Origin of the sequence: Photorhabdus hindustanensis (genome assembly GCF_002968995.1) — a bacterium.
GTDB lineage: Bacteria > Pseudomonadota > Gammaproteobacteria > Enterobacterales > Enterobacteriaceae > Photorhabdus > Photorhabdus akhurstii.
This window is the reverse complement of record NZ_PUWT01000095.1, coordinates 1-10594: the sequence shown is the minus strand read 5'-3', so window position 1 is coordinate 10594 and position 10594 is coordinate 1. Positions and strand designations below refer to the sequence as shown.

Here is a 10594-nt window from a genome sequence, read left to right as displayed (position 1 = left end):
TAATGACGGCGTTAAAATCAGTCATGAGGTTTGATGATGGGGATCAATTGGGACCAACATTTATTAGCACCGCTGCATGATGTGTTTGGGGACCCGGTTGAATACCGCCCCGCAAGCGGCGCTCGTTACACGATCAACGGCATCTTTGATCGGGCCTACACTCAAACAGTCGAATCATTAGATGACACTAGCACCATCAATACAACTTCTCCTGTGCTTGGGGTGCGCGACATTGAGTTTCAGGCACCGCCGAAAAAAGGGGATCGGGTATTTGTTGGCATCGTTGGTGGCGCTCAGGTCAATACTTTGTTTGCCGTGGCAGATGTTCAGCCCGATAGTCACGGCGGGACAAAACTTATTCTAAACAGGGTGAAATCATGAACGCAGCCGGTATCAGGGCGCTAGTCATTGACGCGCTCAAACATAAGACCGATGCAGAAGCGCGGGTTTATTCTCCGCGCGACTGGTCAACAACCGAAGATATGTACCCGGTCATTCTTGTGCAGGCGCCAATTGATGTTAAAAACTCGCTTGGCCGTAACGTGCCCCAGTTTAATACTGTTACGACAGTACGTATTACCGGGCGTCTACAAGAGTTAGACAGCGAAGCGGAAGACGATGGCGCGGCTAAAGCCGAGGAGTCTCTCGAACGATTACGCGAGCAGATAGAGCGAGCAGTCATTAATAGCTATGAACTCACTCGCCAGACGCAACAATATCAACAGATACGCTCAACGATTGGTATTGATGCCAGTGGCGAGGGACATACAGCACAACTGTTAATGGAACTGGATATCGAATATTACCAAGGCCCGGAAGATTTCTACGAAATCGAAGCGGTCGAACTTGACGAAATCGACGTCACAGTCGCCATGCCAGACGGCACCCCCGAACCCCATTTTCGAGTTAATTTTCCGAATTAATTTCCAGGAGTAATCCATGTTCGTAAAACCTGTTATCGGGAGGCGTGTACGCGATCCCGTCAAAGGCACCTTTTTGCCCGAAGGTTGCACAGAAGTACAAGACAGTCTGTTTTGGCATCGTCGCGTAAAAGACGGTGACGTTGAAATATGTCAGCCCGAAAAAGCAGTTAAAAAGTCGGCAGTCAAGGAGAATGAATAATGGCCGTACCCTTTTCACGTGTGCCCAACAATATCCGGGCACCGCTTTTTTATGTCGAATTCGATAATTCGATGGCGAACAGCGCAATTGCGACACAGCGCACACTGATCATCGGTCAGATGCTGAGTACGTCTACAGCAAAACCGGATATCCCTGAGCGTATTTCTTCCGCCGCCCAAGTTGCGGGATTATTCGGCAACGGCTCCATGTTGCACGGCATGACCGAAGCTTATTTCGCCAATGACCAAGCCGCCGAAATCTGGGTTCTGCCTTTAAGTGATGCTGCCAATATGGTCGCGGCCAAAGGCAGTGTAAAAGTCTCCAGTCCAGCGACGGACACCGGCGTTATTTCGCTGTATATCGGCGGTCAACGTGTGCAGATCACTGTAGTTGCAACAGATAAAGCAGAGCAAGTCGCTACTGCATTGTCAGACGCAATTAACAAAAAAGTGACATTGCCGGTCACAGCGATAGTCGCATTTGATTCCGCTGACACGGTGACGTTAACAGCCAAAAACAAAGGTGCAGCCGGTAACAGCATTGATCTGCGATTGAATTATCGCGGTCAAGCAGGCGGTGAATTTACTCCCGCAGGTATGGAACTGAAAATAACTCAAATGACAGGCGGTGCAGGAGCGCCAGATCTCAAAAACGCATTGGGTAATCTCAAAGACCGCTCATTTGATTTTATTGCGAATCCATACACTGACACCGCGTCATTAGATGATGTGAAAGCGTTTCTGTCTGATACGGTTGGTCGTTGGTCGTGGGAACAACAGTTATACGGACACTCATTTAGCGCCGTCAATGGGGCATACGGCGAGTTGGCTAGCTTCGGCGAGCAAAGAAATTATCAGCATGAAACTCTGTTGGGAGTCACTAATTCCCCATCCCCGAATTACATTTGGGCCGCTGCTTTGACGGGAGCAGTCGCGCCAAGCTTACGCAATGACCCCGGCAGACCGCTGCAAACATTACCTGTAAGTGGTGTGTTGGCTCCGGCATCGGAGGACCAGCTTGACTTAATCGAACGTAACAATCTGTTATATAGCGGAATTTCAACGTTTACCGTGGCTGATGACGGCACAATCCAAGTCGAAAACATCATCACGACATATCAGAAAAATAGTTTTGGTGATAACGATGACAGTTATTTAGAAGTTGAGACGTTGTACTTGCTGATGTACGTCACCCGTTATATCCGTACTCAAATCACGAGTAAATTTGCTCGCATGAAATTAGTGAAAGACGCTACCCGGTATGCGCCTGGCTCGGCAATTGTGACCCCCAACGTCATTCGCGCCGAACTTATCGCGCAGTATCGTACTTTGGAATACAACGGCTACGTGCAGGATTCGAAGAGCTTTGCGTCCGGGCTGATTGTCGATATCAATCCGCAGAACCCGAACCGGGTAGATGTTCTGTGGACCGGTACATTGATCAATCAGTTGCGTGTTTTTGCGCTACTTAATCAGTTCCGCTTACAACCGGCAGCATAAGGAAAAATAAATGGGTAATACATCAAACAGGCTGGCGGGTACCGCTCATGTCTCTGTTGACGGCATATCGATCATGGTCGCGGGAGATTTTACATGGAGCCCCTCAAAAGTCACACGCGAAACTCTTACAGGGATGGACTGCGTACACGGCTACAAGGAGAAGCCGCAAGCGGGTTTTATCTCATGCAAGGTGAGGGACAGTGGCGGGACAACCGTAGCGGATTTCAATAATCAGACTAACGTCACTATTGTTGCCGAGCTGGCAAACGGCAAAACGATTATTGGTGAAGGTATGTGGACCGTCAACACGCAGGAAGTCGCTAGCGAAGATGCCACGTTTGAAGTGCGCTGGGAAGGTACTTCGGTAACTGAAAATTAACTTGGAGAATCAACATGTTAGAAACCACTAAAACTATCGTATTAAACACCCCGATTGAGAGTAACGACGGCAAAGTCCGCTACGAGCAGATTGATTTGAAAGAGCCTGTGTTGATCCAGGTTGAACAGTTTTATGAAGCGAGCAAAAAAGCAAACCCGCTAGCGGCAACTCGGTTATTAATTTCGCTAGTTTCGGGTATTCCTGAATCAGTGTTGAAAAAGATGGCTATCAGTGATTTTCATCAGTGCCAGGAGTTTCTTGAAAGTTTTTTGGACACGGAGAGTTCCAGATCTGGCAGCAATTAGCCGCTGACGTCACATTTTATTACAAGTGGGGGCCACGTGATGCGTGGCTCTTATCAAAAACACGGCTTGAATGGTGGGTTGAACAAGCTAGTCGAATAAGTAAGGATCGGTCTAATGGGTAACGCCTTTGATTTTGAGTTGAACGCTGATGAAAATGCAACAAAAATCATCAATGAAATTATTGATAGACTGAATAGTCTTAACCCCCAACTAGCAAAGACTACAGAAGCATTGAAGTTTGGCGGTTCAAAAACAACTGAATATGTTGATTCACTCAATACGCGTATGCGTGATATGTCACGTTATGCTAAGGATAATGTGCAACATATTGGCGACATGGTACCCCCACTTAAGAATTTTGGTGAACTTGCAACTAAATATGGCGGGATAGCGACAAAATTGGGTGGAGTTGGGGTAGCGGCTTATGGCGCGTCAAAAGCATTTGAAAACTTAGTAAATATGGGGAAGGAAGCCTATGACTTGGATGTGTCCGCTAAAAACTCAGCAATGAGTGTTCCAGATTTCACACGCTTGCAAGGTGCGTTGATACAAATTGGCGTTGAGGCTGATGATGCTAAAAAATCAGTAGAAGGCTTTTATGGGATTTTAAACCATCCATTGCAAGGAAGACGGGAAGAAGCCAGAGCGGAATTAACCAAGATGGGGGTTCCTCTCTATGAAAATGATCACGGAACGATTGATGTGTACAAGACTTTCCCAGAAGTCGTCAAGGCTATGCAGAAATATCCGTCTGATGTTCAAAATACCATTGCTGAAAAAATTGGTCTGGATGAACATGGATTAGCGTTGGCACGTAAAGGACCTGAAAAATATCAAAAACTGCTGGCCGGTTCAGATTGGCAGGGTCACACCAGATCACAAGCTGATAATGATAAATTAAACGAATTCAACGACAGGTATAACAATCTAAATTCGTGGTATGAGGGCACAAAAACACGGTTAAGCATTGTTTTTGCTAAATTAGCATTGGCCGAAACTGATTTTGTTGGTGATCTTGCTGGTAAAATAATTAAAAGAAAAATTGATGATTTCGCTGCCATTGGGCGCTTTGTATCAGATGGGGGATTTTCTTATGAAGATAAAGAAAAAGCATACAAAGGTAAATTAAATCATAAAAATAATGTTAATAATGAAATTTACCACGGCAACAAAAAAGAAGACTTGCGTAAACAGGCATTGAAAGATAAGGCTTTCAGAAAAAGCCTGTCTTATTACGAAGATTTTCTTTTGAGTTGGGGTTCCACAAACGATGACTTGGAGAAAAAAATCAATGATCGCTACGGTGCAGCATGGGAAGCTGAAAAGCGTAAACGTGAAGGCAGCAAAACTCCAAATATTCCTACTCTTGGTATTCAATACCCTAAACCTAAAAACAAGTCAAAGATACTTAAAAAAGATTCATTCGGCTTGAGAATTAAAAATCCGGGAAATGTGCGTGATGCCCCAAACGGCGTTGGATATGTGCAGGGGCAAAGTGGAACATTTGTTAAGTTCGGTAATAGTCACGATGGCCTCACTGCATTAGCTCGTCAGTTGATGCTGAACGGTGACAGGGGGAAGGATACTGTTAATAGCACAATCAGTACTCATGCACCTGCTGGAGGTATAGATAGAAATAATACGCAGGCATATATTAACTTTGTCTCAAACGAGACAGGCTTTCTTCCCAATCAACAGTTAGATATGCATGATCCCGCAGTATTAGAGAAACTAATGGCAGCAATAATAAAGCAGGAAAATCATGGTCAGCAACCGTTTAGCCAAAAAGAGATCACGGATGCAATAACTGCTGCCATCTTTGATCCGAAATGGCAGGGTTTGCGTGACAGATATTATCTGAATCAACAGCGCATGATTAATCAACCCGCGCTGCCCGAATCTGACAAAAGACCTCCCTCTATTTTTGCAAATCAAGCAAATAATAGCGAGCTTGCTCAGAACATGGCTGAGGCAATTCAGACTGCTATAGGGGAAAACAAATTTCAAGTTGAAATTACTCTTGTGAACAGTAAGACCGGAGAACGGCAGCAATTTAATGCAAAAACCGGAGGCCGGGTAACAACATCTATGCAATATCCTTGAGAACATTTTATCTTCCATTCTTTAATATAATTATTATCATGTTTTGAATGGTTATGGATGAATGACACACGGATGTGGATAACTGAATAGGTGATGGATAGATATGACTGAGATTTGGGTTGGCCTTATAGTATTCATAGTCTCGCTGGTGATTGCGCGTTCTTCGAAGCCAACATGGTACAGATCGATAGCTACTGTGATAGCTTCTTTAATCGGTGGGGTTGGTATTTTAGCATTAGTTATTTTTTGGGGTGGATTTCTTAGTTCTGATTCCAGTCTTGGATGTGATAATAAATCTGGCGGTATTTACGAAAACAAAGGTAAGCTTTGTTATAATGAAAACGAATTCTCGACACTAGAAAATAAAGTTAATGGTAAAGTTACATCTGTTGTTAAATTTACTGTTTTAGATAAAGGTAAAGCCATTATTCATGCTAATGATGATAATGATTATATCATATTGGATGAGAATGATGGGATTGAAATTTATCCTTATGAAGCATACAAATTAGCGAATCAACCAAATGAAGATGACTCTAATAATTCAATAGTTGCAAATAAGATTAATTGTCATGATTTTTACATGAACGATAAATATGATGGTTTTACTTTTCCATCAACAAGATCTTCTTTAGTTCGTCCCTATGATGTCAATGGTCTTGTTTGTTATCAGGGCAGGGATATAACTTCATGGGTTGCTGGAGAAGGGATGAAAGTTACAACAGCCATTATCCCAAACCCCAAAGAATCATTAGCTATAGTTACAGTTGAAGAGGAACACCCCCAAACATTTGAGTCAAAAAGTAGCATTAGAGTAATTTATGTTACCCAAAATGGGTTGCGTGGGAAAAAAGATATTATAAGACAGAGATACACAAAAGATCCCAAGACAACATTATCTGACATGAAAATTGTAGGTTACAACTACGAAAAAGGAATTGTTTATTTTTCAGTTCCAGCCTGGGCTGTAAGTAATGCGATACATGCCTTCACAATCCCTTTTGACAATAATTACTCTAATATAAGAGAAAAGTTTATTACAGATGGTGATTTGACATTTGTAAATATGTCTAATTTATTAGGTAAGCCAGAGTATAATAAATACATAGGAAGTTTGATTGTTGAACAGAGTGCCATAAAGGAAGGTGAGGGGCGTGTTTATGGTCAGTATCTGGTATCACCAGAAGGTAAAGAGGTCTGTGAACTAAATACAGAAGTCGATACTTGGAGGGTATATCTGCCTTGCAAGGAATAACCCCACTTTGATCGCGTCACTGCCGCACAGGCAGCTTAAAAGGTTACAACCCCCAAAGCCAAGGATGGCAAATCTGAAACATTTGGATACACCATAGCACAATAAAAGCACAATTCTGGTTGTTAAATTTGTTGAACTAGAGGTTCAATCAGACTAATATCGCTATGGTGATATCGCAATTTGCTAACAAGACCGGTAACCATGCCCATGAGGAAAAAGGGGTATATTATATGATGAAAAGAATTATTTGTGATGAATTCGAATGGGTTTGATCTTCAACCAAAACATACAAGTAATGAACGGGTTAAGTGAAAAGCGGAGCAAAGCCTCCGCTTTTTTAAGGGTGATGACATGGCAGCAGAAAGTTCGATTATTCTTAGTGAAAATTGGCAATATGCAACGGCTATCGCTCAAATAGTCAGTGCGTTTGCAGTAACTATCGGTGTAATTGTTGCTATATGTGCTATAACAAGTAACTCAAAAACAGCTAGAAAGTCACAGACGGCTATTTTTCTTTCTGAAAGCAGAAGTGATTTTGGTTTTTGGGATGGCCACAAGGTCATCAGGAAGATCCATGAGTCAGGTAGGTCCTTTAGGTCTTATGTCTATGACGAAGATCTAACAGAAGAGGGTACAGAAGACAGAAGGCAAATTCACTACTTTCTTAACTTCTTTGAAAGGGTCTCAGTTAACGTAAAAAATAACATTTATGATGAATGTATGTTAAAGGAAGTGCTATATAGCACGGCAGTTAAAAACTTTGAGATAGTAGAACCTTTCATAAAAGCTTTGAGGGAGAAATTTAATAGCCAAACTTATTACCAAGAATATGAGTGGCTTGCAAAAAGGTGGCAAACAGATCCATTGAAAATCAATAAAAAATAAAATAGACCCGCTCACATTGCGGGTTTTTTCATATATGCCGCTTAGTTGCGGTTTTTTTTACATCTGGAAATAACCATAGGTGGTGATATGCCATTGATTAAAGATGCTATTTCCGCCTTCTTGGGACAGGGCCAAGAATGGAAGTGGTCGGAACATTTACACCCGGCATCGTTTCGCGGTGTGCCGTTTGCTGTAGTCTCAGGTGAAAGCGTATTTGGTAGACGGCAAGCGGTGCATGAATACCCGTACCGGGATACGGCATGGATTGAGGACCTTGGGCGCAGTAGCCGAAAAATCACTCTTCGCGGTTTTATCATTCAAGACAGTAAAGTGTATTCCGCGCCGGATGTGATCACACAGCGTAATAACTTGGTGGCGGCATGTGAAGAAGGGGCGAACGGGACTCTGATTCACCCCACGCTTGGCGAATTAACTGTCAGCGTCACTGAGTCGGGCTTGCGTGTAAATGAAAGCGCCGACAATGGCCGGGTATTTGAGTTCACTTTGACTGTGATTGAGTCTGGCCTGAAAGTCTTTGCTATCACAAATAGCACGGCGGCAGACAGTAAAGTGAATGCTAATTGGCTCAGAACGGCTACAATGACAGCAGCAAAATTTATCTCGATGGTAAAGGGTGAGATCCGCACGGTCACACAAGCCGTTAAAACCATCAAGCAGACCATTAATTTTTGGGAAAAGATGGTGCAGTCATCAATCGATGAAGTGACCAATCTCAGTGATATGTTGAATTCCACGTTCGGTAGTAAGCGTTACGGGCGTTACAGTCGCGGGAAAATCGGTGGCTCTGTCTCAGGGGCGACGGGTGTTGTACTGAGAAACAATGACAGTGAAAACTATAAAAATGTGGTCAATGAAAAAATGGCTTCGGCTGTGATGGGGCGAGAAGCCATATCAAAAGCCCTCTCACAACTTAACAGCGCTAAATCGATTGAAGGGCTGGCTGGTGGCGTGCAGTTAGTTATCAATGCAATTATTAATACAACAGGCAGTACAACAGAGAAAGTGCGGGTATTTGAAAATCTTGCCAGCTTTAAAAATACGCAATATCAGCAAAGCAGTGTAGACCGTGACGTAGCAGAAGCCACGACCTTGTTGATCATCGTTCTGTCATCTGGGGCAATGGCAAAAACAGCCAGTGAACTCATTCCCGCCAATCGTGACGAAGCCGCAACAATTCAGCGGCGTGTTTGTGAATCTCTTGACAACGCGATCATTAAAGCTGGTGATTTAGCGGCTGATGACATTTTTCAAGCCCTTGTTCAGCTACGTTATGAATTTGTTGAAAGTTTCTCGCTGAAAGATGCGAAAGGGCGTTTGACGCAATTTAATTTACCCTCTGTGTTACCTGTACTAAATATTGCTAACAGGATTTATCAAGATGCGGAACGCAGTGATGAATTAGTCCAAGCTGTCTCCCCCATTCACCCGGCTTTCATGCCAGTAAAATTTAAGGCGCTGAAACAATGAAGAGTGATGAGCTTTCGTTAGTCATCGGCGGCCGCCGCATCTTTGGGTGGGACAGTGTGCGGGTGACGAGAGGTATTGAACGATTACCCTCCGATTTTGATTTGATGCTGATGGACTACTACCCTGGCAATGATGAGAAGCAGCTTGTAGAACCGGGTGAGAAGTGCGAAGTGTTTCTCGGTGATGATCGCGTGGTCACGGGCTATATAGATAGCTGGAACCCATCTATTTCCAAAAATAAGCATGAGATAAAAGTGTCGGGTAGGGGTAAATGTCAGGACTTAGTAGACTGTTCAGCAAAGTGGCCGAACAACGTAATCAGCCAAGCTACCCCACTCCAGATTGCTCAGAAACTGGCCCGGTGGTATGACATTCAAGTGACTTCTGATGTTGATGATATGCCAACTGTTCCTCAGTTTACGCTTAATTGGGGCGAGTCTTCGCAAGAAGTGATTGATCGAGTTACCCGTTTTGCAGCTCTTCTTTATTACGATTTGCCGGACGGTAATTTGATTATGACGCGTGTAGGTACAGAGCTGGCGGCAAGCGGGGTTGAGCAAGGGAAGAACGTCGAAACGTCAGATTACAATAGCTCAATGAATGAGCGGTTTTCTGAATATACCGGCTTGTCTTTTGCTATAAGCGGATTGAATGAAACAAGCAATGACAGCGGCTATGATGTCGTCACGTTAGCAACGGCTAGTGATCCCGAAGCGAAAAAAATGCGCTACCGAAACTATGTCACCATCATAGAAAGCACGCTTATATCAGCAAAACGCTCGCAAGAGTCGATTGACTGGGAAATGAACCGCAGGTATGGGCGCTCAAAAGTACTGAAAGTGACAGTCGATTCGTGGAGAGATAGCAGCGGTAAGCTGTGGCAACCCAACACGTTGATACCTATTCACATGCCTATTTTCGGACTTGAAAACGAGCAATGGCTATTATCCGAAGTCACTTATACACGGAACGGTGATAACGGTACACAAGCGCAATTAGTTTTAATGCCGCCAGCCGCTTTCGCAGTACAGCCGTATGAGTTTTATGCAATTTTGAGAGAGACGATCAGATGATGAATGATGCAATCAGAAAGCTGTCTCGACGTGTTGAAATGATGTTGGGGCTTGGCAAAATCAAGACATCACGCGATAGCGGAAACATTCAAGTTGTTCAGTACCAGACGCCAATCGAAGTCCGGGATAACACGGCAAGGATGGCTGAATTTGGTTTCTCGTCTGCATTGCCCCCCGGAACTGACGTTGTGATTGGTTACTTGGGGGGAGACCGCTCAAGTGCGGTAGTGATTGCCAGCAACAATAAAAAATATCGACATAAGAATTTAAATCCCGGAGAAGTAGTGCTCTATAACCAGTGGGGATTACACATCTTATTAACCGAGTCAGGGATCACTATTGAAGCCAAGGGCCAGCCCATTACTGTGAATAATGCAACACAGGTAACAATCAACGCTAGCGAGTCTGTACTTTGTAACACGCCAATTTTAAAAGTGACAGGTGATATCGTTGATAACTGCAATAGTAACTCTTCAACAATGAAA

At 43.7% G+C, this 10594-nt stretch carries 12 protein-coding genes; all 12 read left to right on the top strand.

The features are described 5' to 3' along the window. The first annotated feature begins 36 nt into the window (after nucleotides 1-36). Nucleotides 37-381 carry a head-tail joining protein gene (locus C6H66_RS23565; RefSeq protein WP_105396902.1) on the top strand — a complete coding sequence of 115 codons (345 nt, stop codon included), beginning with the start codon at nucleotides 37-39 and terminating at the stop codon, nucleotides 379-381. Further along, nucleotides 378-923, top strand: a complete 546-nt coding sequence (locus C6H66_RS23560; RefSeq protein ID WP_105396900.1) for an ATP-binding protein — start codon at nucleotides 378-380, stop codon at nucleotides 921-923. The genes C6H66_RS23565 and C6H66_RS23560 overlap by 4 nt, the downstream gene beginning before the upstream one ends. A 16-nt stretch (nucleotides 924-939) precedes the next feature. Continuing rightward, a complete protein-coding gene (locus tag C6H66_RS23555; protein ID WP_105396899.1) occupies nucleotides 940-1122 on the top strand; it encodes a DUF2635 domain-containing protein in 183 nt (60 codons plus the stop codon). Beyond that, a complete protein-coding gene (locus C6H66_RS23550; protein ID WP_105396898.1) occupies nucleotides 1122-2621 on the top strand; it encodes a phage tail sheath subtilisin-like domain-containing protein in 1500 nt (499 codons plus the stop codon). The genes C6H66_RS23555 and C6H66_RS23550 overlap by 1 nt, the downstream gene beginning before the upstream one ends. Nucleotides 2622-2631: 10 nt before the next feature. Beyond that, nucleotides 2632-3000 carry a phage tail tube protein gene (locus C6H66_RS23545; RefSeq protein WP_105396897.1) on the top strand — a complete coding sequence of 123 codons (369 nt, stop codon included), beginning with the start codon at nucleotides 2632-2634 and terminating at the stop codon, nucleotides 2998-3000. 14 nt (nucleotides 3001-3014) lie between these two features. Continuing rightward, complete coding sequence (locus tag C6H66_RS23540) at nucleotides 3015-3305, top strand: phage tail assembly protein (RefSeq protein ID WP_105396896.1); 291 nt, start codon at nucleotides 3015-3017, stop codon at nucleotides 3303-3305. A gap of 114 nt (nucleotides 3306-3419) precedes the next feature. Continuing rightward, nucleotides 3420-5408 carry a hypothetical protein gene (locus C6H66_RS23535; protein WP_105396895.1) on the top strand — a complete coding sequence of 663 codons (1989 nt, stop codon included), beginning with the start codon at nucleotides 3420-3422 and terminating at the stop codon, nucleotides 5406-5408. Between the two features lie 103 nt (nucleotides 5409-5511). Then, nucleotides 5512-6663: a hypothetical protein gene (locus C6H66_RS23530; RefSeq protein ID WP_105396894.1), complete on the top strand. Its 1152-nt coding sequence runs from the start codon at nucleotides 5512-5514 to the stop codon at nucleotides 6661-6663. A gap of 351 nt (nucleotides 6664-7014) precedes the next feature. Continuing rightward, nucleotides 7015-7548 carry a DUF4760 domain-containing protein gene (locus tag C6H66_RS23525; RefSeq protein ID WP_051691082.1) on the top strand — a complete coding sequence of 178 codons (534 nt, stop codon included), beginning with the start codon at nucleotides 7015-7017 and terminating at the stop codon, nucleotides 7546-7548. An 87-nt stretch (nucleotides 7549-7635) separates the two neighbouring features. Further along, a complete protein-coding gene (locus tag C6H66_RS23520) occupies nucleotides 7636-9036 on the top strand; it encodes a DNA circularization protein (protein WP_105396893.1) in 1401 nt (466 codons plus the stop codon). Then, entirely contained in the window at nucleotides 9033-10109 is a 1077-nt protein-coding gene (locus C6H66_RS23515) for a phage baseplate assembly protein (protein WP_105396892.1), read from the top strand. Before C6H66_RS23520 ends, C6H66_RS23515 begins: the two co-directional genes overlap by 4 nt. Then, nucleotides 10109-10594: phage baseplate assembly protein domain-containing protein (locus C6H66_RS23510; protein WP_105396901.1), on the top strand; the 486-nt coding region annotated here is incomplete at its 3' end. The genes C6H66_RS23515 and C6H66_RS23510, both read left to right, overlap by 1 nt.

Bases quoted from the DNA above. Each gene is read 5' to 3' on its own strand.
- C6H66_RS23565 (WP_105396902.1), top strand. From the start codon at position 37: ATGGGGATCAATTGGGACCAACATTTATTAGCACCGCTGCATGATGTG.
- C6H66_RS23560 (WP_105396900.1), top strand. From the start codon at position 378: ATGAACGCAGCCGGTATCAGGGCGCTAGTCATTGACGCGCTCAAACAT.
- C6H66_RS23555 (WP_105396899.1), top strand. From the start codon at position 940: ATGTTCGTAAAACCTGTTATCGGGAGGCGTGTACGCGATCCCGTCAAA.
- C6H66_RS23550 (WP_105396898.1), top strand. From the start codon at position 1,122: ATGGCCGTACCCTTTTCACGTGTGCCCAACAATATCCGGGCACCGCTT.
- C6H66_RS23545 (WP_105396897.1), top strand. From the start codon at position 2,632: ATGGGTAATACATCAAACAGGCTGGCGGGTACCGCTCATGTCTCTGTT.
- C6H66_RS23540 (WP_105396896.1), top strand. From the start codon at position 3,015: ATGTTAGAAACCACTAAAACTATCGTATTAAACACCCCGATTGAGAGT.
- C6H66_RS23535 (WP_105396895.1), top strand. From the start codon at position 3,420: ATGGGTAACGCCTTTGATTTTGAGTTGAACGCTGATGAAAATGCAACA.
- C6H66_RS23530 (WP_105396894.1), top strand. From the start codon at position 5,512: ATGACTGAGATTTGGGTTGGCCTTATAGTATTCATAGTCTCGCTGGTG.
- C6H66_RS23525 (WP_051691082.1), top strand. From the start codon at position 7,015: ATGGCAGCAGAAAGTTCGATTATTCTTAGTGAAAATTGGCAATATGCA.
- C6H66_RS23520 (WP_105396893.1), top strand. From the start codon at position 7,636: ATGCCATTGATTAAAGATGCTATTTCCGCCTTCTTGGGACAGGGCCAA.
- C6H66_RS23515 (WP_105396892.1), top strand. From the start codon at position 9,033: ATGAAGAGTGATGAGCTTTCGTTAGTCATCGGCGGCCGCCGCATCTTT.